General features: G+C 73.4%; 21 protein-coding genes. 9 read left to right on the top strand and 12 right to left on the bottom strand.

All coding sequences use genetic code 11. From position 1 onward, the window contains the following. Positions 1-16: 16 nt before the first annotated feature. A complete protein-coding gene (locus ABD091_RS07960; RefSeq protein ID WP_343917142.1) occupies positions 17-4,264 on the bottom strand; it encodes an nSTAND1 domain-containing NTPase in 4,248 nt (1,415 codons plus the stop codon). Positions 4,265-4,410: 146 nt separating this feature from the next. Between ABD091_RS07960 and ABD091_RS07955 the strand changes: the two genes are divergently transcribed. Next, positions 4,411-4,731: a hypothetical protein gene (locus ABD091_RS07955; protein WP_343917140.1), complete on the top strand. Its 321-nt coding sequence runs from the start codon at positions 4,411-4,413 to the stop codon at positions 4,729-4,731. A gap of 28 nt (positions 4,732-4,759) precedes the next feature. Here ABD091_RS07955 and ABD091_RS07950 read toward each other — a convergent pair whose 3' ends face one another. The 3 genes from ABD091_RS07950 to ABD091_RS07940 all read right to left on the bottom strand — a co-directional run bounded on the left by ABD091_RS07950 (position 4,760) and on the right by ABD091_RS07940 (position 6,921). Then, on the bottom strand, positions 4,760-5,206 hold the full coding sequence (locus ABD091_RS07950; RefSeq protein ID WP_343917138.1) for a cupin domain-containing protein: 447 nt from the start codon (positions 5,204-5,206) through the stop codon (positions 4,760-4,762). 106 nt (positions 5,207-5,312) lie between these two features. Next, positions 5,313-6,224: a CPBP family intramembrane glutamic endopeptidase gene (locus ABD091_RS07945; protein ID WP_343917136.1), complete on the bottom strand. Its 912-nt coding sequence runs from the start codon at positions 6,222-6,224 to the stop codon at positions 5,313-5,315. Then, positions 6,205-6,921: a hemerythrin domain-containing protein gene (locus ABD091_RS07940; protein ID WP_343917134.1), complete on the bottom strand. Its 717-nt coding sequence runs from the start codon at positions 6,919-6,921 to the stop codon at positions 6,205-6,207. The genes ABD091_RS07945 and ABD091_RS07940 overlap by 20 nt, the downstream gene beginning before the upstream one ends. Positions 6,922-7,059: 138 nt before the next feature. Here ABD091_RS07940 and ABD091_RS07935 point away from each other — a divergent pair, with 138 nt between their 5' ends. Continuing rightward, positions 7,060-10,413 carry an ATP-binding protein gene (locus ABD091_RS07935; RefSeq protein WP_343917132.1) on the top strand — a complete coding sequence of 1,118 codons (3,354 nt, stop codon included), beginning with the start codon at positions 7,060-7,062 and terminating at the stop codon, positions 10,411-10,413. Here the strand turns inward: ABD091_RS07935 and ABD091_RS07930 are convergent. The 4 genes from ABD091_RS07930 to ABD091_RS07915 form a co-directional block, all read right to left on the bottom strand. Continuing rightward, the gene (locus ABD091_RS07930) at positions 10,410-11,705 is read right to left on the bottom strand and encodes an RNA polymerase sigma factor (RefSeq protein WP_343917131.1); all 1,296 of its coding nucleotides are present in this window, start codon (positions 11,703-11,705) and stop codon (positions 10,410-10,412) included. The genes ABD091_RS07935 and ABD091_RS07930 overlap by 4 nt on opposite strands. A gap of 16 nt (positions 11,706-11,721) precedes the next feature. Next, complete coding sequence (locus ABD091_RS07925; RefSeq protein ID WP_343920914.1) at positions 11,722-12,072, bottom strand: YciI family protein; 351 nt, start codon at positions 12,070-12,072, stop codon at positions 11,722-11,724. 186 nt (positions 12,073-12,258) lie between these two features. Further along, complete coding sequence (locus ABD091_RS07920) at positions 12,259-13,170, bottom strand: glutaminase (RefSeq protein WP_343917129.1); 912 nt, start codon at positions 13,168-13,170, stop codon at positions 12,259-12,261. A 10-nt stretch (positions 13,171-13,180) separates the two neighbouring features. Beyond that, a complete protein-coding gene (locus ABD091_RS07915; RefSeq protein ID WP_343917127.1) occupies positions 13,181-13,606 on the bottom strand; it encodes a hypothetical protein in 426 nt (141 codons plus the stop codon). Between the two features lie 95 nt (positions 13,607-13,701). On the opposite strand from ABD091_RS07915, the gene ABD091_RS07910 reads away from it, so the two are divergent. Continuing rightward, positions 13,702-14,361, top strand: coding sequence for a GntR family transcriptional regulator (locus tag ABD091_RS07910; RefSeq protein ID WP_343917125.1), 660 nt, complete (start codon positions 13,702-13,704; stop codon positions 14,359-14,361). Between the two features lie 28 nt (positions 14,362-14,389). Continuing rightward, positions 14,390-15,400, top strand: a complete 1,011-nt coding sequence (locus tag ABD091_RS07905) for a 1-aminocyclopropane-1-carboxylate deaminase (protein ID WP_343917123.1) — start codon at positions 14,390-14,392, stop codon at positions 15,398-15,400. Between the two features lie 16 nt (positions 15,401-15,416). Here ABD091_RS07905 and ABD091_RS07900 read toward each other — a convergent pair whose 3' ends face one another. Beyond that, positions 15,417-16,076 carry a DedA family protein gene (locus tag ABD091_RS07900; protein WP_343917121.1) on the bottom strand — a complete coding sequence of 220 codons (660 nt, stop codon included), beginning with the start codon at positions 16,074-16,076 and terminating at the stop codon, positions 15,417-15,419. Positions 16,077-16,144: 68 nt separating this feature from the next. On the opposite strand from ABD091_RS07900, the gene ABD091_RS07895 reads away from it, so the two are divergent. Then, complete coding sequence (locus tag ABD091_RS07895; protein ID WP_343917119.1) at positions 16,145-16,882, top strand: lipoyl protein ligase domain-containing protein; 738 nt, start codon at positions 16,145-16,147, stop codon at positions 16,880-16,882. Between the two features lie 70 nt (positions 16,883-16,952). Here ABD091_RS07895 and ABD091_RS07890 read toward each other — a convergent pair whose 3' ends face one another. From ABD091_RS07890 to ABD091_RS07880, 3 genes are read right to left on the bottom strand one after another with little or no spacing between them, the layout of a single operon-like run. After that, a complete protein-coding gene (locus ABD091_RS07890) occupies positions 16,953-17,972 on the bottom strand; it encodes a LacI family DNA-binding transcriptional regulator (protein ID WP_343917117.1) in 1,020 nt (339 codons plus the stop codon). Positions 17,973-17,982: 10 nt separating this feature from the next. Then, the gene (locus ABD091_RS07885; protein WP_343917114.1) at positions 17,983-19,155 is read right to left on the bottom strand and encodes an MFS transporter; all 1,173 of its coding nucleotides are present in this window, start codon (positions 19,153-19,155) and stop codon (positions 17,983-17,985) included. Further along, positions 19,152-20,057, bottom strand: a complete 906-nt coding sequence (locus ABD091_RS07880; RefSeq protein WP_343917112.1) for an ABC transporter substrate-binding protein — start codon at positions 20,055-20,057, stop codon at positions 19,152-19,154. Before ABD091_RS07880 ends, ABD091_RS07885 begins: the two co-directional genes overlap by 4 nt. Before the next feature lie 150 nt (positions 20,058-20,207). On the opposite strand from ABD091_RS07880, the gene ABD091_RS07875 reads away from it, so the two are divergent. Genes ABD091_RS07875 through ABD091_RS07860 form a run of 4 tightly spaced genes read left to right on the top strand, consistent with a single transcriptional unit; the run spans position 20,208 to position 25,050 of the window. Beyond that, entirely contained in the window at positions 20,208-21,326 is a 1,119-nt protein-coding gene (locus tag ABD091_RS07875; protein ID WP_343917110.1) for an alpha/beta hydrolase family protein, read from the top strand. A 3-nt stretch (positions 21,327-21,329) separates the two neighbouring features. Continuing rightward, complete coding sequence (locus ABD091_RS07870) at positions 21,330-22,298, top strand: NAD(P)-dependent oxidoreductase (RefSeq protein WP_343917108.1); 969 nt, start codon at positions 21,330-21,332, stop codon at positions 22,296-22,298. Positions 22,299-22,311: 13 nt separating this feature from the next. Continuing rightward, complete coding sequence (locus tag ABD091_RS07865; protein ID WP_343917106.1) at positions 22,312-23,565, top strand: M24 family metallopeptidase; 1,254 nt, start codon at positions 22,312-22,314, stop codon at positions 23,563-23,565. A gap of 24 nt (positions 23,566-23,589) precedes the next feature. Further along, positions 23,590-25,050, top strand: a complete 1,461-nt coding sequence (locus ABD091_RS07860) for an NAD-dependent succinate-semialdehyde dehydrogenase (protein WP_343917104.1) — start codon at positions 23,590-23,592, stop codon at positions 25,048-25,050. The last annotated feature ends 17 nt before the right edge of the window (positions 25,051-25,067 follow it).

Below are 25,067 nucleotides of genomic sequence, written 5' to 3'. Positions count from 1 at the left end.
TCGACTCGTGCCCGGCTCAGCTCCCGGCAGGGAACTGGGGGCAGGTCCTGCGGTAGGCGTCGTCGCCGAAGTAGGTCTGCCACTCGGCGACGGTGAGGTTGCGCCCGGCGAGACGGCAGGCGGCCTGGGCCATCCGGTCCGGGTCGAGGTCCCACTCCACGACGCCGAACCGACCGTTGGCCGCGACCGCCTCGCCGTCGGGGCGGAGGAACGCCTCGGGGAAGTTCATGGCCGTCTCCGCCGGGATGGATCCGACCCGGGTCCAGTCCTCGCTGTCGTAGAGACGAGCGGCATTGCTCCCTCCCGACGTGAGCAGCCGGTCGCCGTCGGTGCTGAAGCTCATCTCCCGGATCGTCCCGACCGAGCCGGGGAGCACAGCGGTGGGCGTCATGGTGCCGGGGTCGAGCTCCACCATCTGCCCGAGGTCGTCCGCGACGACGATGCGACCGATGCCGCCGTCGGTGGCGCTGACGACGCCGCCGTAGGCCCGCACGCTCCGGCCGTGGCCCCCTGCGAGGTCGAACAGCGCAGCGCGGAGTCGGGTCCGCTGGCCGTAGACGATGTGGCTGTTCGGCAGGTCGTAGCGGACGAGCATCTGGCGTCCGGCGTCGGTGAGGGTGACCGCCACCGGAGCCCCCGGGACGTCCACGGCGCGACCGGTCAGGTCGCCCGAGACCGTGCTGAACTCGCGCAGCGCGAAACGGCCCTGCGACCGGGGGACCGACACCCAGGCGACGGACTCGTCCTCACCACGAAAGACCCAGTCGCCGCGCCGTACCGGGGACAACGGGACCCGCGGTCCTCCCGAGGAGGCGTCCGCCAGACGGATTCCCTCCTCCTCCAGGAGGGCGAGCACGCGGCCTCCCGCCCAGAGGGCGCCGGCCTCGACGTCGACCCGCGCGACCTCGTCGCCGGTCCGGACGTCGATGATCCGGTGCGGGCCGAAGCCCCCGAGCGGCACGGTGTCGAGCAGCCGGCCGGTGTCGTCGTAGCCGGCCATCGCGCTGGCGCCCGGCGCCACGATGCGCGCGATCGGCCCGGACCCGTCGAGCCGCCACCGGTGGATCCCGTACTGGAACGAGACCAGCTCGTTGCCGCGCGAGACGGCGAGGTCGCCGACCTCCCCGAACTGGGGGTCCCGCCGGATGCCCGTGACCTGCCCGTCGACCAGGGAGCGTTCCTCGACCTCCCCGAACAGGCTGCCGCAGTAGAGGCGGTCCATGGCCGGCGCGACGGCTGCCGCGGCGCACGGCCACAGGTCGGGGTCGTCCCGCAGGTCGACGGTCCACCGTTCCCTGCCCGTACGGCGGTCGAGCGCCACGATCTGGTCGTCCCCGGTGCCGACGACGAGCCCGCCCCGGGTCACGGACACGAAGTTGTGCGTGGAGAACGGTGGCGTGGGATAGGTGCGCTGCACCTTCAGGGTGCGGGCGTCGACGACACGCAGCGGACCGTTCATCGAGCCGAGGTAGAGCCGACCGGAGTGGTCGAAGGTGACCGCACCCGTGTCGCGCCAGTTGTAGGCCCCCTCGGGTCGCGGCAGCCCCGGGAGGACCGCGAGCCGGGTGGCCTCGTCGACGTCGTAGGTGGCGAGGTCGCCGTTGAAGCCGCCGGTGACGGCGGCGATCCGGCCGGCGTGGTTCAGGGCGAGGTCGCCCCCGCTGAAGGGAGTCGGAACCGGGCCGAACAGCGCTCGTCCCGAGGCGATGTCGAAGACCGTCAGCAGCGTACAGGCCCGCCCGTTGGTGGCCTCGATCTGTTCCGGGAACCCGCAGTCGTCGACCGTGGCTGGGTTGAACACGAGCTGGGCGACCCGCGTGCCGTCGCCGCTGACCCGCAGCACCTGCTGGTTGGTGTTGGGCCTCACGACGCGTTCGAAGGCAGGTCCGAGTTCTCCGGTGTCGAGATCGACGACGTGGAGGCGCTCGCCGCTGGCGATGACCGCCTCGGAGGTCCCGGGGATCGTCGCCCCCTGGCTGACCTCGTAGGGAAGCGGCAGGTGGCCCATGAACCCCGGCGCGTCGGTGAAGGTGCCGAGCAGGGCCGACTCGGAGAGCGGGTCCCGCCGCCCTCGCCACGCCTCGACGGCCAGGAGCGCCGCGGCCGACCGGTTGGTCGTTCGCAGGGTCAGCGACCGGCTCACCAGGGCCTCGTGGGCGGCCAGGGTCCGTGCCTCCCGGGCGGCGTCGCGCTCCACCGCCGCGGTCCGGCCGCGGTCCACGGCGACCAGGCCGGCGACGAGCGCGCCCACCAGTCCGGCGGCGACCCCGGCCAGGAGGATCCGCAGCCGGCGGTTCTGCGTCCGCTCGCGACGCGCCTGGCGCTCCAGCTCGGTCCGCTCGGCGTCGGCGTGCCCGATCGAGGCCTCGAGGAAGGAACGCTCGAGGCTGGTGGGCTGGGCGTCGGGGCGCGCGGCCCACTCCCGCGCCGCGGCCAGCCGGACGCCGGTGTAGAGCTCGCTGTCCGGTCTCCCCAGCCGGTCCCACTCGGCGGCCGACTGGGCGAGGTGCCGCCACCGTCGTTGCCCCTCGCGGTCCTCCTCCAGCCACGTCCGCAGGCGCGGCCAGGCCCGGACGAGCGACTCGTGGGCCAGCTCGACCGCGCCGCCCGTGGTGGTGAGCAGGCGGGCGCGGACCATCAGGTCGACCACACGGGTCCGCTCGGCGTCATCGCCGACGGTCGCCCGGTCGACGGGCGCCCGCACGGCCTCACCGTGCTCGGAGAGCCCGGCCATCCGCAGCATCAGCCAGCGCACCTGGGACCGGCCGTCGTCGGTCAGGCTCTCGTAGAGACGGTCGGCCGACGCCGCCACGGCGCCGCTGATCCCGCCGCTCGACCGATAGCCGCCCACGGTGAGCAGGGTGCCCTCGCGCCGCTGCCACGTCTCGGCGAGCGCGTGGGAGAGCAGTGGCAGCGCCCCGGGCTCGCTGGCGGCGTCACGCAGCAGGAGGTCGACGAGCCCGGACTCCAGGTGTAGCCCGGCGACCCGGGCCGGGCCCTCCACGGTCGCCCGCAGCCGCTCACCCACCAGCGGTGCGACGAGGTGCACGCCCCGTTCCGCCAGCGTCGCCACGGCCGGGCTCGCCACCAGGCCGGCCACGTGGTCCGACCGGAGCGTGAGAACGACCAGCCCGCACCCGGCGAAGGCGGCCACCTGGTCCAGCCAGGAGCCGACGTCGGCGTGCTTCAGCGAGCCCGCGAAGAGCTCCTCGCACTGGTCGATGCACAGCACGCCGTCCTCGCCCACCTCGGCCCTGGCAGCCGCCAAGGCGCCGAGCGGGTCGGCGCCCGGGCTGAGCACCGCGACGGCATGACCCCGGGCCCGCAGCGCGGGGACGAGCCCGGCCCTCATCAGCGACGACTTGCCGCATCCCGAGGGGCCGACCAGCACGAGCAGCGGGTGCTCGGAGAGCCGCTCGAGGCACTGGTCCACGTCCTCCTGGCGGCCGAAGAAGGTGTCCCGGTTCTCGCCGTCGTAGGGCACCAGGCCCATCCATGGGCAGTCCCCGGACGCCGCGCGGGCGTCGTGGTCCGCGGCCAGCGACGGGTCCTGGGTCAGGATCGCGCGCTCGAGGGCGACGAGTCCCGATCCGGGGTCGAGACCCAGCTCGCTCCCGAGCGCCCTCCGGGCGGTCCTGATCGACGCGAGGGCGTCACGCTGACGGCCGCAGCGGTACTGCGCAAGCGCCAGCAGCTCCCAGCGGCGCTCGCGCCACGGCTGCTCGCCGGCGAGCACGACCGCCTCCGACACGGCCTCGTGGTGGCGGCCGGCGTCCAGCTCCGCCTGGAGCCTGTCCTCCTGCGCGGCGTGCCGGACCTCCTCCAGCCGAGCCGCCTCCAGACGTCCCGGCACCCAGTCGACGAGCTCGGTCAGCGGCGCACCTCGCCAGAGGCCGAAGGCCCGGTCGAGCGCCGCGACGGCTCGCTCGGGTGCCTGGCTGAGGAGGTGCTGCCGCGCGTCGTCGACCAGGGACTCGAACTCGTCGCGGTCCAGCTCGACCCGTCCGGGGACCAGGCGGTACCCGCGGTCGGTGGTCTCGATCGCCCCCGGACCCAAGCAGGTGCGGAGGCGGCTGATGCAGCCGTGGATGACCTTGGTCCACGACGCCGGGCGGCCGGCCGGCCACAGCGCGTCGGCGAGGCCCTCGGCATCGATCGGCTGACCTCGGCGGACCGCGAGGGCAGCGAGCACCACCCGGTCCCTCGGCGCCGGCTGTGCAGGAGCCGAGTCGACCTCCACCGGCCCGAGCAGCCGCACTCGCATGACCTCGATTCTCCGCACCGATAACCCGCGGTCAACAGGTCCGATACCCGGCCGATACCACCGCGGCCCTGCACCGGTACCCGGCGCGTCCACGGTCGTGGCATCGGCCGGACCAGCCGGCCGCCGTCGTCACCGGGAGACCCGCCATGAGCACCACCACCCGTCACACCGCCCGTCACACAGCCCGCGCAGCCACGGCCCTCGCCGCCGTCGCCCTGGCCACGGCCTGCAGCGCCGCCGCGACCGAGGCCCGCCCGGCCGCTCCGCCACAGCCGGCCGTCGCCGCCACCCCCGCAGGGACCTACGACGGCTGGGCCGTCCGCGTCCAATGGGACGTGACGACCCCGAGCACCTGCGGCTGGTCCCCGGACCAGGTGGAGCGCCTGCTCGAGGCCGACGCGCCCCTGCCGCCCTGCCTCGACCGGCTGCAGCGCTGGTTCTCGCGCCACTACCCGGCGCAGCGTTGATCCTCCGCAGCCGAGCCCGGGGAGGCGGTCAGGCTCCGGCCAGGGAGACGCCGTGGCGAGCGGCCACGGCGAGGATCTCGCCGAAGGACTCCTCGACCGGCCGGTCGGCCGGTACCGACCTGCTGAAGTCGGCGAAGAAGCGTCCGGCGCCGTCGCCGGTCGTGATCGCGAGGAACCGTGCGGACTCGCCGACGACCTCGAACGTGCTCGGGGTGCGGGCGGGGAAGACGACGAGGTCGCCGGGCCCCGCGTCGTACGCCGTGCCGTCGACCATCGCGGTCACGCGGCCCTCGAGCACGTAGAGCACCCCGCTCCACGGGGAGACGTGCGGAGGAGCCATCGGCGCGGCCGGTGCTCGCACCTCGAACACCTCGAAGGCGCCGGCGTCGTCGCTGACGGCTGCCTTGGCGACGTGGTCGCCGTCGATCATGGGATAGGTCTGTCCCTCGTCGGGGCGGACGTGGATCGTGGTCATGGCTCCTCCTGGTCTGGCGGGTCTCGGGTGTGATCCCGAGCCTGCTCGGTGGTGGCGGGCCGCGCATCGGGGCTGGCCCGCCACCTCGCGAGGGTTGTCCCGGTGGTCAGCCACCGACCGCGGTGACGCCGTCGGGGGTCCGTCGCAGCGGGTATCGCCGCCACCACAGGACCGCCGTCACGACGCTCGACGCGGCGAGAAGCGCACCGGTCTCGGTGGAGAACCAGGTCGTCACCGAGCCGTCGACCGTGACCGGCTCGACCACGTTGTAGAGCGTCGCGTTCCAGACGGCGTGTGCGACGCACGCCGGCCAGATCCCCCAGTGGAGCTGCATGCTCGCCAGGATCGCGCCGAGCGCGGTCAGTGCGATCGTGAACATGACGATCGCGTAGAGGGTCGGCACACCCTCCGGCGTACCGCCGAAGAGCACCAGCAGCTGGAAGTGGCCGGCCGACCAAGCGATCCCGGTGGCCAGGACGACGGTGCGTGGCCGGCTGACCTGCGCGAGCCGCGTGACCACGAGCCCCCGCCAGCCGAGCTCCTCGCCGAGCGCGAGCACGAGGAAGGGGAGGACCATCACGGTCAGCCCGAGGACGGGCGCCACGGGGTCGGAGGCGAGGTCGAGTCCGCCCAGCTCGGTGGCCCAGAGCACGACGCCGCTGGCCAGCACGGTCAGCAGGATCACGGCCCAGGCGGCGCCGAGGCGTCGTAGCGTCGTACGCCGGAGCCCCCAGCCCGACCAACGGATCCTTCCGTGCACGGTGCGGCGGGCGACCAGTGCGGCGACGGTCGGCCAGAGCGCCATGAGCAGGAGGGCCGTGACGCCCAGCGGCGGACCGTCCTCGAGGTGCTGGACGTCGATACCCTGCTGGAGGCCGACGACCGTGGTGAGGACCGTGAGCAGCAGCTGGACGACGCCGAAGATCGTCAGCTCCTTGCGGATCTCCGACCGCGACGCCGCCGGGCTGGCGAGGTCCTCGACGAGCGCGGTGACGTGGTCAGGCGTGGTGGAACGCACGACGCTCCCCCTTCCGGAACGAGCCGCCCAGGACCGTGAGAAGCAGCGACAGGACCGGGCCGGCGATCTCGCGAAGGCACCGGGTGCCCTCCTCGGGCAGCCCCTCGGCAAGCCACGGGAGCAGGAACGGCATCAGCCGCGCGGGATAGGCCCGCTCCAGCGCCTTCTCGATCGCGACGTTGTCCTCGGCGGTCACGACCGACTGGTAGACCGGCAGCGCGCCTGACTCCTCGTGGGACAGGTGCTCCAGCAGCGACTCGCGGAACGCGGTGACGTGGACGTCGAGGGCGTTGCGGTGGTCCTCGCAGGGATGGGCGACCATCGCGGCGAAGCCGTCCGTGCAGCTCCTCAGGGCGGGGTCGATCGCGTCGTGCTCTGCCTCCATCGCCTCCAGGGTCGCGCGGGCCCGGGCGTCGCCCCGCTCGTCCACGCGGCGCAGCAGCACCGGCCAGACCGCGTCGTCCTCGGCGGAGTGGTGGTGGTGCAGGACGTCGGTGAAGCGCCCCCAGCGCCTCGTCAGCGCGGCCCACGTCGCGGCGTCACCGACGGGCGTGCCCCGCACCGCCGACTGGAGGCGACGCAGGTCGCGGCGGAATGCGTGGTGCATCAGGTACATGCCGTTCATGTCGTGCGGACCGGTCGCGACGTGGGCCTGGCCCGGCAGGTCGAGCTGCGTGGTCGGCGTGGTGGTGGTCATGGTGGGTCTCCGGTGTCGGGCCGCCCCGGCGGGTCGGCGTCGGGACGATCCTGCGAGTCGGCTCTTGCGAGCGACTCCAGATCCACTTGTGGCGGCTGAGCCTCCCCGCAGAGGGGTCGCCGGACCTACAGTTCCGCTGTGCGCATCCAGGTGTTGGGGAGCACCCGGGCCGAGGTCGAACCGGGGGAGCACGTGGCGCTGGGGTCCCGGCGACCGCGGTCGATCCTGGCTGCCCTTGCACTGACGCCCGGACAGGTCGTGTCCGCGGACGCGCTCGCCGACCTGCTGTGGGGTGGCCAGCCGCCGCCGGGCGCCCACGGGACGCTCCACTCCCATCTCTCGGGACTGCGGCGCTCGCTGGAGCCCGGCCTCGCCCGCCGCGACCCCGGCAACGTCATCGCGACCACCGACCACGGCTACGTCTTGCGGGTCCCGCGCGACCACGTCGACACCCACGTCTTCGCCGACGTCGTCGCCGCCGCGGAGCGGCAGCTGGCCTCGCTCTGGACACTGGTCGAGGGCCCGGCCGTCGGCGCCGCCGGGCCGCTGCCGGCCGCCGACGAGGTCACCGCGGCGGTCGAGCGGCTCGACGAGGCGCTGGCGACCTGGGAGGGCACGCCGTACGCCGACCTGCCCGACCACGGCCTGGTCGCGGCCGAGCGGAGCACGCTCGAGCGGCTGCGCACCGCTGCCGAGGAGGCGAGGCTGGTCGGGCTGCTGGCGCTCGGCGACCACCTCAGCGTGCTCGCGCGCACCGAGGCGACCACCAGCCAGGGCGTCCTGAGCGAACGGACCTGGGGGCTGCACGCCGTCGCCCTCGCGCGTGCCGGTCGGCAGGCCGACGCCCTCGACGCGGTGCGACAGGTGAGGGAGCTGCTGGCCGACGAGCTCGGGATCGATCCCGGGCCCGGGCTGCAATGGCTCGAGACGGCGATCCTGCGGCAGGTGCCCGAGCTGGCGACCACGCTCACCACCCGTACCGCGGTGGACGCCTCCGGGCCTGCTCCGGCCCTGCCCGCCGCAGCGGGGACGGCCGGTCCGGTCGGCCGCGCGGCCGAGCGCGGGCGTCTCGCCGACCTCCTCGACACGGCGGCCGGCGGCCGGCTCGCCCTGGGCCATGTCGTCGGTGAGCCCGGCATCGGCAAGAGCCACCTGCTCGGCGACCTCGTCGGCCGGGCGCACGACGCCGGCTTCCGGGTCGCGGTCGGGCGCTGCTCCCAGGACGACGGAGCCCCGCCCCTGTGGCCCTGGCGCTCCGTGCTGGCCGACCTGGGATCCGAGGTGGGTCCCGCCGGGTCCAATGCTGCCGACAGCGACGGCCACGCCGCCTTCGAGACCTGGGACCGGATCGCCCGCGCTGTCGGGGCAGCGGCCGTCGACGCCCCGGTCCTGGTGGTGCTCGACGACCTCCACTGGGCCGACGAGTCGACGCTCCGGGCCCTGGCCCACCTGCTGTCGACGGCGCCCGACGGGACCCGCCTGGCCGTCGTGGTCGCCCGCCGGAGCCACCCCGAGCCGGCGGGGCCGCTCGCGGCGGTGGCCGACGCCCTCGCCCGGCGCGACGCCGTACGCCTGGACCTGACCGGGCTCGACCCGTCGGAGGCCGCCGACCTCGTCGCGGACCACCTGGCCGGAGCGGTCGACCCCACGCTGGTCGAGCGCTGGCAGGAGCGGGCCAGCGGCAACCCCTTCTTCCTCATCGAGCTGGCCCGTCTCGGCGCTTCGGCCGACGTGGCGGTCCCGGTGACCGTCCGCGACGCCGTGACCCAGCGGCTCACGGGGCTGCGCCCCGACCTGCTCGAGGTGGTGCGCACGGCAGCCGTCGCAGGCCGCGAGTTCGACGCCGCCACCGTGGCCGCCGCCGACGACCTCGACGCCGACGAGGTGCTCGAGCTGCTCGAGGAGGCAGCCGGTGCGGGTGTGGTCGTGGAACGTGGTCCCGAGCACTTCGGGTTCGCCCACGCCCTGGTGCGCGACGCGGTGGTCGCGTCGCTCCCGGCCAGCCGGGTCGCCCGGCGCCACGCCCGCCTCGCGCGGGCCCTGGCGCAGCCACGCGTGGCCGCTCGTCACGACCCGCAGGAGCTGGTCGCGGAGCGCGCGCGGCACTGGATCGCGGCCGGCCCCAGCCACGCCGACGTCGCCTGGCGGGCCGCGGACGAGGCGGCGGCGCAGGCTCGTCGCCTGTCGTCGTGGACCGAGGCGATGCGGCTCCGCGAGTCTGCGATCGCCGCGCACCGCAGCGCCGTGTCGTCGGAGGCCGCCGACCGCTACCGGCTGCTGGTGGACCTGGCGACCGACGCGGCCCACGCAGCGCAGTGGCCGGGGGTCGAGCAGGCCGTGATCGAGGCGGTCCGCTTGGGGCGTGAGCTCGGCAGCCCGGAGCTGGTCGCCGACGCGATCACGGACCTCACCCGCTACTGCGTGTGGACCCCCCACGACATCGGCGTGGTCTTCCATGACCTGGTCGACGACCTGCGCTGGGCCGTGGCCGAGCTCGAGCCCGGGAGCCCCGGGACCCGGGCGAGGCTGGACCTCGGCCTGGCCGTGGAGCTGATCGCCGTCGACGGCGCCGAGGCGGAGCGTCATGCGCTGGTCGAGAGCGGGCTGGCCCTGGCCCGGGGCACCGGCGATGCGTCGCTGCTGGCCTGGGCGACCCGCGCCGCGTGGCTGGTGGCCTGGGCCCCGGGACGCACGACCGAGCGGCTGGCCTGGGTGGAGGAGGGGGCCGAGGCCGCACGCGCCGCGGGCGACCCGGTCGGGGAGGCGGTGCTGCTGCTCGCCGCGGCCGTGGATCACCTCGAGCTCGCGGATCGTGAGGCGTGGGAGGGTCTGGTCGGTCGTGCGGAAGAGCTCGGCACCCGACACCGGTTGCCCTACGTCCTCATCGTCGTCCGCTGGCTCCAGTACTGCCTGGCGCTGCTGCGCGACGACGAGTCGCTGGTCGCCGAGCGCCTCGACGCGCTGATGCGCACGGTGCCCGAGGTCGCCATCCCGTCGCAGGACATGCAGGTGCCCTTCGCCCACGTCTGGGCTCGGGTGTGGGGTCCCCGGGAGGGGCTGGCCGAGGTGACAGACGCGATCGTGGCCGCCCAGGAGGCGTGGGGCAACGCGGAGACGGCGACCCATCTCGTGCTGGCCCGGGCCGGCGATCCCCGGCTCGGCGAGGTGCTGCGCCGGTGGCCGGCCAGGCTCGGGGTCGAGTCGTGGGAGACCCTGGCCGACTGGTGCTGGGAGGCCGAGGCGGCCCACTCCGTCGGGGACCGACAGCTGGCGGCAACCGCTGTCGAGGTGCTGAGCAGGTACGACGACCGGATGTCGCTGAGCGGGGCGGCCATCGTGGTGGGTCCCGTCGCCGGCTACCTCGCCCTCGCGCACGCCGCGACGGGCGAGCGCGAGGCCTCCGAGCGCCATCGGGCGACGGCCTTGGCCATGGCAACCGAGTGGGACCTGACCCGCTACGTCGACTGGCTCGAGCGGGCCCTCGGCACCTAGTCGGTCGAGCCGGCGTCGCGAGCCGACTGCGTGCGGCGCAGCAGGAGGTCCCGCTCGCCAGCGTTGTCGGTGAGTCCTGCCGCCTCCGCGAAGGCCGCTGCGGCACGAGCAGGGTCGCCGGACCTCTCGAGGAGGTCACCTCGGACGCTCAGGAGGAGCGGAGAGCCGCCGAGGGCACCGGGGTCGACGGCGTCGAGCACGGCAAGGCCCGCCTCGGGGCCGAAGGCCCGGCCGTGCGCGACAGCCCGGTTGACCTCCACGACCGGCCCGGGCGCGGCCCGCGCCAGCACGTCGTAGAGCCCCGCGATCCGGGGCCAGTCGGTGTCCTCGGCCCGTGCGGCGCGGGCGTGCTCCGCGGCGATCGACGCCTGGAGGAAGTACTTCCCGACCGGGACGCCGCGGGAAGCGAGCCCGGTGGCCCGCTCCAGGGCGGCCAGGCCACGGTGGATGAGCAGCTGGTCCCAGCGGCTGCGGTCCTGGTCGTCGAGCAGCACCGGGCGCCCCTCGTCGTCGGTCCGCGCAGCCAGCCGCGAGCCCTGGATCTCCAGCAGCGCCTGGAGCCCGAGGACCTCGGGCTCCTCCGGGGTCATGGCGGCGAGCATCCGCGCGAGCCGCATCCCCTCGGTCGCGAGGTCGGGCCGCATCCAGTCGTCGCCCGCCGTGGCGGCGTACCCCTCGTTGAAGACCAGGTAGATCACGGCAATGACGTCGTCGAGCCGCCGGGTCCGCTCCTCGCCGGTCGGCAGCTCGAGCTCCGCGCCCGCGATGACCAGCGTCTTCTTCGCCCGGGAGATGCGCTGGCCCATGGTCGACTCCGAGGTCAGGAAGCCGCGTGCGATCTCGGCGGTGGTGAGTCCGCCGACGAGTCGCAGCGTGAGTGCCGCCCGCGACTCCGGGGTCAGCGCCGGATGGCAGGACAGGAAGATCAGCCGCAGCGCGTCGTCCTCGATGTGGTCGACGAGCTCGTCGAGGTCGGCCACCTGGTCCTCCTTCCCGGTCGCGGTGCGCTCCAGCTCGGAGACCTTGCGGTCGTGGCGGTCGACGCGACGGACGTGGTCGACGGCGCGCCGCTTGGCGACGGTCATCAACCAGGCGCCGGGGTTGTCGGGCACACCGGTCGCCGGCCACTGCTCGAGCGCGGCGACCAGCGCGTCCTGCGCCAGGTCCTCGGCGAGGCCGAGGTCGCGCGTCATCCGGGTGAGGGCGCCGACGAGGCGGGCCGACTCGGCCCGCCACGCGGCGACGACGGTCTCGCGGATCTCGCGCGAGTCGTCCGTGGGAGGTGCCGGCACCCGGCCAGCGTAGGCGTCAGGCGCCGGCGTCCTCCGGGCCCTCGGAGATCTGGCGCAGCGTGGCGACGACGGTGACCTCGGGCCAGTGCTTGGCGTGGAGCGCGGCGAACTCCTCCTGGTCCGCAACTGCCTCCTCGACGGTGGGGTACTCCAGCAGCGACCACCCGCCGACGATCTCCTTCGCCTCGGCGTAGGGACCGTCCACGCGGGTCACCTCGCCCTCGCGGACGACGAAGTTCACGGCGTCCTCGGTCCCGAACAGCCCGCCGCCGTCGAGGAAGATCCCCTTCGCGGCACGCTCGCCGATGTAGGCGTCCATCGCCTCGAAGAGCGACGGCGGCGGCGCCGTGTCGAGGTTCTCTTCCATCCTCACGAATCCCATGAAACGCGGCATCTCGATCACTTCTCCTGGTTGGTGGGTGAGTGGTTCTCGCCCGTACGTCGACCGGCCGCGGCGCGCTTCGACATCGGTCCTGAAGAAATCTTCCGCAGATCGTCAAGCGGGCGATCTGCAGTCACCAGGTGACTGCGGATCGCCCGCTTGACGACCCGGTCAGAAGACCGTCCAGTCCGAGTAGGTCGTGAACGCGTCGAGGGCTGCGAGCCCGGCCGCCGAGCTGCCGGAGGGGCCGAGGGCGGGGCTCCACACGCAGGCCACGCCCCGGTCGGGGATCACGGCGAGGATGCCGCCGCCGACGCCGCTCTTGGCGGGCAGGCCGACGCGGTAGGCGAAGTCGCCGGCGGAGTCGTAGGTGCCACAGGTCAGCATCACCGCGTTGATCCGCTTGGTCTGCCGCGCGCTGAGCAGCCGGCTGCCGTCGGCGCGGACGCCGTCGCGGGCGAGGAAGAGGCCGGCCAGCGCGAGCTCACGGCAGGTCATCGACAGGGCGCACTGGGTGACGTACTGGTCGATGACCTGGTCGACGGGGTTCTCGAGGTTGTCATAGCTGGCGAGCAGGTGGGCCATCGCGGAGGTGCGGTGGCCGGCCTCGAGCTCGGACTTCGCCACGACCGGGTCCCAGTCGACGTCGGCACGACCGCTCTCCTCGCGCATCAGGTCACGCAGCGCGACGCTCGCGCCGCCGGTCAGCGACTGGAGCCGGTCGGTGACGACCAGCGCGCCGGCGTTGATGAACGGGTTGCGCGGCCGTCCCAGCTCCTGGTCGAGCTGCAGCAGCGAGTTGAAGGGGCCGCCGGACGGCTCGCGTGAGACGCGCTCCCAGATCCGGGCGTCCTCGGCGGCGACGACCAGCGCGAGCGTGAAGACCTTGCTGATGCTCTGGACCGAGAAGCGGGTGTCGGCGTCCCCGACGACGTGGACGCCGCCGTCGACCGAGGCGACCGCCATGCCGAACTGGTCGGGATCCACCGACGCCAGGCTCGGGATGTACTCGGCCGGACGCCCGCGGCCCACCTCGGGGGCGGCAGCCTCGTAGGCCCTCCGCAGCGCCTCCTCGATCTCCACCACGCCATCCTCACGCACCCGCCGGGATGGTGGGGGCCGGGGTCCGGGCGAGGGTCACCGCCCGGAGCATCGCGAGCACTCCGACGAGGAAGGTCACCGCCAGCAGGACGACCTGGAAGGCCGCCATCGCCCCCGTCAGCAGCTCGTTGCCGAGGCCGCCGTCGAAGAAGCCGGAGGCGACGCTCACCAGGCAGGCGGTGGCGAGCAGGCCGGCCGCGACGACGGCGCCGGTGCGGCGTCCCCTCACGGCGATCGTGGTCAGCAGGACCTGGGCGGCGACCATCGGGGCCGGTGCGGCGAGCAGCGCGGTGCTGCCCCAGGCGCCGGCCCAGGTGTTGACGCCGGACGTCGCCGCCCAGACCCCGCCGACGAGATCGGTGGCGACCAGGCCGGCGAGCGCGGCGACGAGCAGGGACGGGATGCGGTTCGGGTTCATGGAAGGAGCGTGGCCCGGGCCTCTTGGCAGCCTCTTGTGCCCGGCTTGCCGATCGAGCGGTTGACAGGGACGGCCGGAGATACGCAATATATTGCATGCCTGTTCCGGTTTCCGCGGAGTCCGTCGCGCGCTCGCTGCTGCGTGACGACGTCTACGTCCGGCTCCGCGACGCGATCGTCGACGGCACCCTCGAGCCGGGCGAGCAGCTGCGCGACGGCGAGCTCGCCGCCTGGCTCGGCGTCAGTCGTACGCCGGTGCGCGAGGCCCTGCTCCGGCTGCAGCAGGGCGGGCTCGTCGTGGCACGGCCGGGCCGGTCGACCAGCGTCGCGACCCTCGACGCCCGGGCGATCCGCGACGCCCAGGCCGTCGTCGCGAGCATGCACGAGCTCGCCGTCCGGCAGGCCGTCCCCCAGCTGACCGACGCCGATCTCGACCGGATGCGGACGGCCAACGAGCACTTTGCCGCCGCGCTGCGGGCGGGCGACGTCGACGCCGCCCTCGCTGCCGACGACGAGTTCCACGACGTGCCGGTCGCCTGTGCCGGCAACCACGCGCTGCGGGGCGTGCTCGAGCAGTACACCCCGTCACTGCGACGCCTCGAGCGCCTCCGTTTCGCCTCGCTCGCCGGTCGCGGCTCGGTCGCGCTCCACGAGCGGCTGGTCGAGCGGTGCGCCGCCGGCGACGTCGACGGAGCCGCCGCGACGTCCTACGAGACCTGGCAGACGCTCGAACCCCTGCTCGCTGCCGATCGATGACCCCCGCCCGATGACCTGAGGAGAACCCATGTCCCTGGCCGACTTCCCCCGTCACCCGCTGCTCTTCGGGCCGAGCCCGGTCCACCGGCTCGAGCGGCTCACCGCGCACCTCGGCGGCGCCCAGATCTGGGCCAAGCGCGAGGACTGCAACTCCGGGCTCGCCTACGGCGGCAACAAGACCCGCAAGCTGGAGTACCTCGTCCCCGACATCCTCGCCCAGGGTGCCGACACGCTGGTCTCCATCGGCGGCTACCAGTCCAACCACACCCGCCAGGTCGCCGCGCTCGCCGCCCACCTCGGGCTGAAGGCGGTGCTGGTGCAGGAGCGCTGGGTCGACTGGCCCGACCCGCTCAACGACCGGGTCGGCAACATCATGCTGTCGCGGATCATGGGCGCCGAGGTCCGGCTCGACCCGTCCGGCTTCGGCATCGGGTTCAAGGACAGCTGGAACGAAGCCCTCGACGACGTGCGCCGCCGCGGTGGCACGCCGTACGGCATCCCGGCCGGCGCCTCCGACCACCCGCTCGGCGGCCTCGGGTTCGCGAACTGGGCCGACGAGGTGGAGCAGCAGGAACGCGAGCTCGGCGTCTTCTTCGACACGATCGTGGTCTGCTCGGTCACCGGGTCGACCCACGCCGGGATGATCGCCGGCTTCGCGGGTCAGGACCGGCCGCGCCGCGTCATCGGGATCGACGCCTCGGCCAAGATCGACGAGACCCGCGACCAGGTCGCCCGGATCGCGCGCAACACCGCCGAGCTGATCGGCCTCGGCCGCGACCTCCGCGACGACGAGATCACCGTCCTCGAGGGCTGGGCGGGTGACCTCTACGGGATCCCGGTGGCCTCGACCCTCGACGCCATCCGCCTCACCGGCTCGCTGGAGGGGATGATCATCGACCCCGTCTACGAGGGGAAGTCGATGGCCGGCCTGGTCGACCTCGTGAGGACCGGCGAGATCGGGCCCGACTCGACCGTCCTCTACGCCCACCTCGGCGGCCAGCCAGCCCTCAACGCCTACAGCAGCCTGTTCACCGCCTGATCCAAGTCAGCAGGGGTCAGTCGCTGCTGCGCTCGCGCCACCAGTGGATGCCCGCGGGGATGATCGTCAGCAACAGCAGGCCGAGGATCAGGTAGTCGATGTTCTTGGCCAGCTCGGGGAAGGCGTCGCCGAGGAAGTAGCCGGCGAGGGTGATCGAGAGGACCCAGAGCAGCGCGCCGACCAGGCTCCACAGGAAGAACCGGGTGCGGTCGAGCTTGGAGGCCCCGGCGACGACGGTGATGTAGGTGCGGACGACCGGCACGAACCGGCCGATCACCAGGGCGGCCCGGCCGTGCTCGTCGAAGAACTTCTCGCTGCGCTCGAAGTAGTCGCGCTTGAGGATCTTCCCGTCGTGCTCGTAGAGCCTTGGCCCCACCCACCGGCCGATCTCGTAGCCCACCACGTTGCCGAGGATCGCCGCCCCGACCAGCACGACGCAGCAGAGCGCGAGGTCGAGGAGGACCGGGCCCGGGAAGACGCTCAGCTCGTCGCTGGCGAGGAAGAGGCCGATCGACACCAGCAGGGTGTCGCCCGGCAGGAACGGGAAGAACAGCCCGCACTCGACCACGATGACGAGCAGGCTCACCCAGAAGAACGCCGGGCCGAGGCTCTCGAGCATCTTCTCCGGGTCGAGCCACGAGATGCCGAGCATCAGGGGGGCCAGCATCGCGTGCATCCGGACAGTGTGACGACACGGACCGTCCGGCGCCATCACCCCAAGGGGGTCGGCGCGATCATGGGGTCGTGAGTCGCGCGTCCCTCCACCTCGGCACCCACGGTGCCGACGAGGCCGCCGAGCTGTCGATCACGCACGCGTTGCTCCGCCTGGCCTCGGACGGCGAGCTCGACGAGGCGGTCCGCGTCTACCTGCCGCGACGTTCCACGGTCGTGTTCGGGCGTCGCGACACCCGCCTCCCGGGGTACGACGCCGCCGTGGCTGCCGCACGCTCCGCAGGCTTCGACACCGCGGTCCGGGTCGTCGGCGGACGGGCCGTCGCCTACACCGCGAACGCGGTCGTCGTCGACCACGTCCGGCACGACCCGCGCGCCGTCGAGACGATGGACGCCCGGTTCCAGTCCTTCGGCGAGCAGTACGCCGCTCTGCTGGCGGGCGAGGGGGTCGACGCCCACGTCGGACCGGTACCCGGCGAGTACTGCCCGGGCGAGCACAGCGTCAACGCCCGCAGTGCCGTGAAGCTCGTGGGGACGGCGCAACGCGTCGTACGGCACGCGTGGCTGTTCAGCGCCCTGGTCGTGGTCGACGACCTCGAGCCGGTCCGCGAGGTGCTGACCGAGGTCTACGGCCGACTCGACCTCCCCTTCCTGCCGGGGTCGGTCGGCTCCGTGCGCGCGGAGGCCCCGCACCTCGACACGGATGCCGTCCTCGACCTGATCGTCGGCCTGGCGGGCGGGGAAACGTCAGCCGGGCTCCCGCCCGGAGTGCTCGACCGTGCTTCGTCGCTCGTGGACCAGCACCGGTAGTCCGGTTGATTCGTGTCGCGATCCGACTCAGGAGGAACACATATCAACCGGACTACTCCTCCGACACGCCTCAGCCCGCAGGCGGGGCCGTCGACCCCCGGACGACCAGCGACAGCGGCAGCAGCACCGACCGCGCCGGCCGGTCCGGCTCGGAGATCGCGTCGAGCAGCAGTCGCGCGGCCTCGGCTCCGATCTGCTGGTGAGGGATCGCGACCGTGGTGAGCGGGGGTGCGAGCTTGTCGAGGAACGGCATGTCGTTGAAGCCGACCACGCTGATCTCGCCGGGGCAGGAGATGCCGCGCTCGGCGAAGACGTCGTAGCAGCCGAGCGCGATCAGGTCGTTGCCGGCGACGACGGCGGTGACGTCGGGGCGCCGGTCGAGCAAACGGCGCAGACCCGCGGCGCCGGAGTCCTCGCTCCAGTGGTCGCAGATCACGACGAGCTCGGGATCGGTGTCGAGGTCGAGGTCGCGCACGGCGTTGCGGAAGGCCCGCAAGCGCGCGACACCCGTCGACGTCGTGCCCGGCCCGGCGAGGTGGGCGACCTTGGCGTGGCCGAGGCCCGCCAGGTGCTGGACCGCGAGCTCGATCCCGGCCGCGTCGTCGGGAGTGATCGAGGGGATGTCGACGCCGTCGGGGCGGCGGTTGACCATCACCATCGGGACACCCTCGGTGTGCAGCCGTGCCATCAGCGGGTGGTCGATCAGCGCCGTCGCGACGATCAGCCCCTCGACCTGACGCCCGCGCAGCAGCTCGATCTGCGCCTGCTCGCGCTGCGGGTCGTTGTCGGTGTTGACGATCAGGCCGCTGTAGCCGGCCGGTTCCAGCACGTCCTCGATCCCCCGCACGATCGGCGGGAAGAGCGGGTTGGTGAGGTCGGGGATGACCAGCCCGATGGTGCTCGACTTCGCGGTCTTCAGACCGCGCGCGATCGGGTTCGGGCGATAGCCGAGCCCCTCGGCGACCTTGATGACGCGCCGCGCCGTCTCGGCGTTCACGAGCCCGCGGGTCGCGGGGTTGAGGGCGCGGGAGGCGGTCGCGGGGTGCACGCCCGCGGCGTCCGCCACGTCCCGGAGCGTGGGCGTCTGCACGGGAGGCATCCTAGGGTTCACCGCCCGCGACCGGACGCCGCCAGTGCCTGCGCGCCGCCCACGCACCGACACCGAGAGGGAGGGCGAGCGCCGCGTAGCCGGCGTACACGGCCCCGAAGCGACCCGACTCGACCGGGGCCGCGACCGCCGCGGCCGCGAGCGCGCTGCCGACGAAGAGCGCGCCGGCGAAGAGCGAGACCACGACCGCGCGGGCGCCCGGGAGGACCTCGGTCGCCCAGGTCTGGAGCGAGGAGTGCATCGCCGACCACGCGACACCCAGCAGCACCGCGACGACGACGGCGGTCAACGGCGCCTGCGACAGCGCGAGCAGTGCGGCGCCGAGCGCGCCGCACCCGGCGCCGAGCAGGATCAGCCGGGCCGGGTGCCACGCGAGTGACAGCCGCCCGACCGACGACGAGCCGAGCAACACCGCGACGCCGTAGACACCGGTGACTGCGCCGGCGAGCGTCGCCGACGCGCCGGCGCTCTCGACGGCGGTCGGCAGCAGCGTGAGAGCGCCGAGCAGGACGACACCCTCGGTGAAGGCGAAGGCGAGCACCAGCAGGGTCACCCGCGACCGGGCGATCGCGCCGAGCGAGGAGCGGACGGTCGCCCGGGGTCCGCCCGAGTCCGGCTCTGGCAGCGCCCGCAGCACGAAGGAGAGCACGACCGCCGCCGTGCCGGTGAGGACGAACGCGAGCCGCCACGAGGTCAGGTCGGCCAGGGCACCCGCCCCGGCGGAGGCCGCCGCCGTCCCGACCGCGACACCGACCATGAGGCCGGTGATCGCCTGCTGACGCCGCGCGGGCTCGACGGTGTCGCCGAGGTAGATCAGCGCCGAGGGGTAGGCGGCGCCGAAGAACCCGCCCGCGAGGCCTCGGGTGATGCCGAGCACGAGCACGGTCGGGCTGAGGGCGGAGACGAGGCTGAGGACCCCGGCGACCAGCAGGCTGCCGCGCAGCACGGTGACCCGGCCGTAGCGGTCGGACGCGAACCCCCACAGCGGCTGGCCGAGGCCGTAGACGAGGAAGTAGGCGCCGGCGGCGGTCACGACGGACGCCAGGGGTACGCCGAGCCCCGCCGCGATCGCGACGAGCATCGGTGGCATCGCGAACCGGTCGAGGGTGCTGACGAGGGTGGTGACCTGGAGCAGCCGCAGCGGGGGCGGCCGGCGTCCGCTCACCGGGTGACCACGAGACCGGGGTCGTCCCCGGCGGCGTCGAGCACGTCGCGGCCGTCGACCACCCGCGGCAGCCAGTGCTGTCGCAGCCCGACCAGCGTCCGCAGCGCGGCCGGGTCGACCCGGCCGTCGGCGACCAGCCCGCCGGGTCCGGCCAGGTTGGCGACGTAGCGCTCGGCCAGCGGTCGGTCGAGGCCGAGCCGGTCGGCGGCCGCGGCCACCGCCTCGTCGCGCAGCTCCCCGGACAGGATCGCGCGCGCCGTCGCCAGCAGGACCCCGGCGAGGTCGTGGCCGACCTCGACGTGCTCGTCGCGGACGACAGCCAGCACGGTCCCGAGGTAGGGCGCCAGCTCCTCGGCCACGCTGGCGACCAGGGTGGCGCCACCGGCCTCGGCGACCAGCTCGTTGCCGGCGCCGAGGACGGTCGCCACGCAGGCGCCGGCGAGCAGCGCCGTGACTCGCCGGGGCGTCGAGCCGAGCAGTGCCAGCTCGTAGTCGTCGATCGCCAGTCCGCGGCGCTCGAGGATCGTGAAGAGGGCGAGCGCGAAGCCCGAGCCGGGCACGTCGACGCCGACCTCGCCGCCGCGGACGTCGTCGAGGGTCGCGCCCGGTCGGAGCCAGACGCCGAGGCCGAGGCCCGCGTCGACCGCCGCGAGGATCCGCGCGTCGGCGAGCTCGCCGAGCGGGTTCTGCGGGTCGTAGCGATAGGCGAGCACGTTGTCGGGACTGGTCATCGCCAGGTGCAGCTCGCCGTCGAGGAGTGAGCGGAACTGGGCCGGCGAGGAGGTGACGAGCCGCTCGTTGACCTCCAGTCCGGCGGCGTCCACCGCGCCCGACCGTCGGGCGACCTCGAGCACCACCGAGGGCGTGAACGAGCCGAGCTCGACGGGGCGGGTCGCGGGCATGGTGCCGGACGCTACCGGAATCTGCACTCGATTGCAGCAGTCGAGCGTCCACGGTCCGTCCGGCTTGACAACCTGCGCCTCCACAGTCAGGCTGCACTCGTTTGCAGAACCGATGCAGCGATCGCTGCCGGGAACCGGGGAGGTGGCCACGTGGACGAGCTCGTCGCATCGGCTGTCGCCCATTGGGGCCCGCGGTTCACCACCAACGGCGTCACCGCTGCGGACTTCTCGCGGATCACCGCCTCGGTGGACCGCTGGGAGGACTGGTGCCGCGCGTGGACCGCGGAGGGGGCGGCCCACGAGGCGCTGGGCCGGGCGGCGTTGGACGAGGGCCGGTCCCGGTCCGCCGGCGACCACCTGGCCCGCGCCGCGGTCTACCACCACTTCGCGAAGTTCGTCTTCGTCGTCGACCCCGACCAGATGCGCGCCGCCCACGCGCGCGCCGTCGCCTGCCTGACCGACGCACTGCCCCACCTCGACCCGCCGGGTCGCCGCGTCGAGATCCCCTTCGAGGGGAGCCGGCTCGTCGCCGTCGTACGGACGCCTGCGGGGGAGGGGCCCCATCCGGTCGTGCTGATGATCCCCGGCCTCGACTCGACCAAGGAGGAGCTCGGGTCGACCGAACAGACCTTCCTCGACCGCGGCCTCGCGACCTTCACGATCGACGGGCCCGGCCAGGGCGAGGCGGAGTACGACCTGCTGATCCGTGGCGACTGGGCGCCCGTCGCCGAGGCGGTCTGGGAGGCGCTCGACCAGGAGCCCGACCTCGACCGTGACCGGCTCGGGGTGTGGGGCGTGAGCCTCGGCGGCTACTACGCGCCGCGCGTCGCCGCCGCCCTCGGCGACCGGGTCTCGGCCTGCGTCTCACTCGCCGGTCCGTTCGACTTCGGCGCCGGCTGGGACGGCATGCCCCAGCTGACCCGCGACACCTTCCGCGTCCGCTCCGGCGCCCGCGACGACGACGAGGCCCGGCGCCTCGCGTCGACGTGCTCGATGGCCGGCGTCGCGGCCGACCTCGTCGCCCCGCTCCTCGTCGTCTTCGGCCGTCAGGACCGGCTGATCCCCTGGCAGAACGCCGAGCGACTGGTCGCCGCCGTCTCCGGCCCGGCGACCCTGCTGATGCTCGAGGACGGCAACCACGGTTGCGCCAACGTCGCCCCCCACCACCGACCCCTCACCGCCGACTGGATGGCCGCGCGCCTCGCCGGCGGCCCCGAACCCGTCATCGCCGACACGCACCAGCCCGACACCCTCCAGAAAGCAGGCTGACCCATGACCGATGCGACCACCGAGTCCCACACCCCCGGCACGCTGCGGATCGGCTGGATCGGCGCGGGCCGGATGGGCGCCGCGATGGCCGGCCGGCTCGCCAAGGCCGGCGAGGACGTCACCGTCTGGAACCGCACCCGCTCCAAGGCCGAGGCCCTCACCGAGGTCGGGTGCGCCGTCGCCGACACGATCTCCGACCTGCGCGGCCACGACGTCGTCTTCACGATGGTCTCGACGCCGGCCGACCTCGAGCAGGTCCTGACCGGCGAGGGCGGCCTCCTGGCCGATCCCGACCACGTCCCCGGCGCGGTGGTCGACTGCTCGACGGTCTCGACCGAGTCGTCGGCCGCGATGCGCGCGGCCTGCGCCGAGCGCGGCGTCGACTTCCTCGCCTCCCCGGTCAGCGGCAACGGCAAGGTCGTGCGCGCCGGTGGCCTGACCCTCGTCGTGTCCGGACCGGAGGAGACCTACCTCAAGGTCGCGCCGCTGCTCGACCACCTCGGCAAGGGCTCGACGTACGTCGGGGAGGGCGAGCTCGCCCGGCTGGCCAAGATCTGCCACAACGTGATGCTCGGGGTGGTCACCCAGAACCTCGCGGAGATCACCGTGCTCGCCGAGAAGGGCGGCATCTCGCGGGCGGCGTTCCTGGAGTTCCTCAACAAGTCGGTCATGGGCTCGGTCTTCACGACCTACAAGAGCCCGGCGTTCGTCCACCTCGACTACACGCCGACCTTCACGCCGGTTCTGCTGCGCAAGGACTTCGACCTCGGCTTCGCCGCCGCCCACGACCTCGACGTACCGATGCCGGTCGCGGCCGCGGCCGCCGCTGCCGTGCAGGGCACCGTCAGCAGCGGGCGGGTCGAGGAGGACTTCGCGATCCTGCTCGACCAGCAGGCCATGCTCTCCGGCCTGACCCTGAAGCCCGAGGATGCGTTCGTCGACGACGGTCTCTCGGCCGCGGACGAGGCCTGAGAGGCAGGTCGACATGAGCGTGCTGGGTCCCTCGGGGCGGCTCTCGGCGCCGGGCCACATGGGCGTCGACTACGAGGAGCGGGTCGACTTCGCGCGGCTGCGCGACTACCGGATCGGCCGCGCGCGCCAGGCGCTGGAGTCGAGCGAGTGCGGGGCCTTCCTGCTCTTCGACTTCTACAACATCCGCTACACGACCCAGACATGGATCGGCGGCGCGCTCGGCGACAAGATGATCCGCTACGCGCTGCTCGCGCGCGGCAAGGACCCGGTGCTGTGGGACTTCGGCTCGGCGGTCAAGCACCACAAGACCTACTCGCCGTGGGTGGCGGAGGAGAACTACCGGGCCGGCTTCCTCGGCTTCCGCGGTGCGGTCGCGCCCTCGGTGGGCCTGATGGTCGACGCCGTCGCCGAGATCAAGTCGCTGCTCGAGGAGGCCGGTGTCGCCGACATGCCGGTCGGGATGGACATCGTCGAGCCGCCGTTCCTCTTCGAGATGGAGCGTCAGGGGCTGCGCGTCGTCGATGCCCAGCAGCTGATGCTCGACGCGCGGGTCATCAAGAACGCCGACGAGATCATGCTGCTCAACCAGGCCTGCGCGATGGTCGACGGCGTCTACCAGGACATCACCGAGGCGCTGAAGCCCGGCGTCCGCGAGAACCAGATCGTCGCGCTCGCCAACCAGCGGCTCTACGAGATGGGTTCCGACCAGGTCGAGGCCATCAACGCGATCTCCGGCGAGCGCTGCAACCCCCACCCGCACAACTTCACCGACCGGATCATCCGCCCCGGCGACCAGGCCTTCTTCGACATCATCCACTCCTTCAACGGCTACCGGACCTGCTACTACCGGACCTTCACCGTCGGCTCCTCGACACCGGCGCAGCGCGACGCCTACACGAAGGCGCGGGAGTGGATGGACCGCGGCATCGACGGCATCAAGGCCGGCGTCGGCACCGACGAGGTCGCGGCGCTGCTGCCGAAGGCCGAGGAGTTCGGGTTCGGCAGCGAGATGGAGGCGTTCGGCCTCCAGTTCGCCCACGGCCTCGGCCTCGGCCTCCACGAGCGGCCGATCATCTCCCGCCTCAACTCGATGAAGGAGCCGGTCGAGCTGCAGGTCGGGATGGTGTTCGCGCTCGAGACCTACTGCCCCGCCTCCGACGGCGTCTCCGCCGCGCGGATCGAGGAGGAGATCGTCATCACCGAGGACGGCCCGAAGGTGATGACGCTCTTCCCCGCGCAGGAGCTGTTCGTCACCAACCCCTACTGAACTGCCGACCAGCAAAGGACTCCCGTGGCTGACTTCTCGCTCTCCTCCCTCCCCGACCTGCCGCTCGACCTCTGGGTCGGCGGCACGGCGCGCCCCGCTGCCGAGGGCGGCCGCTTCGACGTCCTCGACCCGGCGACCGGCGACGTGATCGCCTCCGTCGCCGACGGCGGCGTCGACGACGCGATGGCGTGCGTCGACGCGGCCGAGGCCGCCGCCGAGTCGTGGGCGGCGACCGCGCCCCGCGAGCGCGCCGAGATCCTCCGTCGTGCGTTCGAGCTGATGACGGCCCGCTCCGACGAGATCGCCCACCTGATCTCGCTCGAGAACGGCAAGGCCCTCCCCGACGCTCGCGGCGAGACGGCGTACGCCGCCGAGTTCTTCCGCTGGTACGCCGAGGAAGCGGTCCGCGCCTCCGGGTCGGTGATGACCGCACCGTCGGGGGCGAACCGGATCGTGGTGCTCCAGCAGCCGGTGGGCATCGCCGTGCTCGTGACGCCGTGGAACTTCCCGGCTGCGATGGCGACTCGCAAGATCGGCCCGGCCCTCGCCGCCGGCTGCACCGTCATCCTCAAGCCCGCGTCCGACACCCCGCTGACGGCGCTGCTGATGGCCCAGATCCTCGCCGACGCGGGCGTGCCCGAGGGCGTCGTCAGCGTGCTGCCGTCGCGCAGCAGCGGCAAGGTCGTCTCGGCGATGCTCCACGACCCGCGGGTGCGGAAGCTGTCGTTCACCGGCTCGACCGAGGTCGGCCGCGTGCTGCTGCGCGAGGCCGCCGACCAGGTCGTGAACTGCTCGATGGAGCTCGGCGGCAACGCGCCCTTCCTCGTCTTCGACGACGCTGACCTCGACGCGGCGATCGAGGGCGCGATGGTCGCGAAGATGCGCAACGCCGGCGAGGCCTGCACTGCCGCCAACCGCTTCTACGTCCACGCCGACGTCGCCGAGCAGTTCTCGTCGCGGCTCGCGGAGCGGATGTCCTCGATGACGGTCGGCCCCGGCACCGACGACGCGACCCAGGTGGGTCCTCTCGTCAACGAGGAGTCGGCCGCGAAGGTCGACGAGCTGGTGCAGGGCGCTGTCGGTGCCGGTGCGCGGGTCGTGACCGGCGGGAGCCGTCCCGACCGCCAGGGCTTCTACTTCGAGCCGACGGTGCTCGTCGACGTACCTCTCGGTGCGGAGATCCTCGGTGAGGAGATCTTCGGCCCGGTCGCCCCGGTCATCACCTTCACCGACGAGGACGAGGCGATCCGGATGGCCAACGACACCGAGTACGGCCTGGTCTCCTACGTCTACACCGGCGACCTCGCGCGCGGCCTGCGGGTCAGCGAACGGCTCGACTCCGGCATGGTCGGCCTCAACCGTGGCCTCGTCTCCGACCCGGCGGCCCCCTTCGGCGGCACCAAGCAGTCCGGCATCGGCCGCGAGGGCGGCCACGAGGGGATGCTCGACTACCTGGAGAGCAAGTACGTCGCCGTCACCTGGTGAGCCGGGGACGCACCCTC

This window comes from Nocardioides aestuarii (genome assembly GCF_039527245.1).
Taxonomy (GTDB): domain Bacteria; phylum Actinomycetota; class Actinomycetes; order Propionibacteriales; family Nocardioidaceae; genus Nocardioides; species Nocardioides aestuarii.
Note: the sequence above shows the minus strand (reverse complement) of the source record. Positions and strands in the feature narration are given on the sequence as shown.

What these genes read in the sequence shown, in the direction of transcription:
- ABD091_RS07960 (WP_343917142.1), bottom strand. Translation starts at nt 4,264, where the DNA reads ATGCGAGTGCGGCTGCTCGGGCCGGTGGAGGTCGACTCGGCTCCTGCA.
- ABD091_RS07955 (WP_343917140.1), top strand. Translation starts at nt 4,411, where the DNA reads ATGAGCACCACCACCCGTCACACCGCCCGTCACACAGCCCGCGCAGCC.
- ABD091_RS07950 (WP_343917138.1), bottom strand. Translation starts at nt 5,206, where the DNA reads ATGACCACGATCCACGTCCGCCCCGACGAGGGACAGACCTATCCCATG.
- ABD091_RS07940 (WP_343917134.1), bottom strand. Translation starts at nt 6,921, where the DNA reads ATGACCACCACCACGCCGACCACGCAGCTCGACCTGCCGGGCCAGGCC.
- ABD091_RS07925 (WP_343920914.1), bottom strand. Translation starts at nt 12,072, where the DNA reads ATGGAAGAGAACCTCGACACGGCGCCGCCGCCGTCGCTCTTCGAGGCG.
- ABD091_RS07915 (WP_343917127.1), bottom strand. Translation starts at nt 13,606, where the DNA reads ATGAACCCGAACCGCATCCCGTCCCTGCTCGTCGCCGCGCTCGCCGGC.
- ABD091_RS07910 (WP_343917125.1), top strand. Translation starts at nt 13,702, where the DNA reads ATGCCTGTTCCGGTTTCCGCGGAGTCCGTCGCGCGCTCGCTGCTGCGT.
- ABD091_RS07905 (WP_343917123.1), top strand. Translation starts at nt 14,390, where the DNA reads ATGTCCCTGGCCGACTTCCCCCGTCACCCGCTGCTCTTCGGGCCGAGC.
- ABD091_RS07900 (WP_343917121.1), bottom strand. Translation starts at nt 16,076, where the DNA reads ATGCACGCGATGCTGGCCCCCCTGATGCTCGGCATCTCGTGGCTCGAC.
- ABD091_RS07880 (WP_343917112.1), bottom strand. Translation starts at nt 20,057, where the DNA reads ATGCCCGCGACCCGCCCCGTCGAGCTCGGCTCGTTCACGCCCTCGGTG.
- ABD091_RS07870 (WP_343917108.1), top strand. Translation starts at nt 21,330, where the DNA reads ATGACCGATGCGACCACCGAGTCCCACACCCCCGGCACGCTGCGGATC.
- ABD091_RS07865 (WP_343917106.1), top strand. Translation starts at nt 22,312, where the DNA reads ATGAGCGTGCTGGGTCCCTCGGGGCGGCTCTCGGCGCCGGGCCACATG.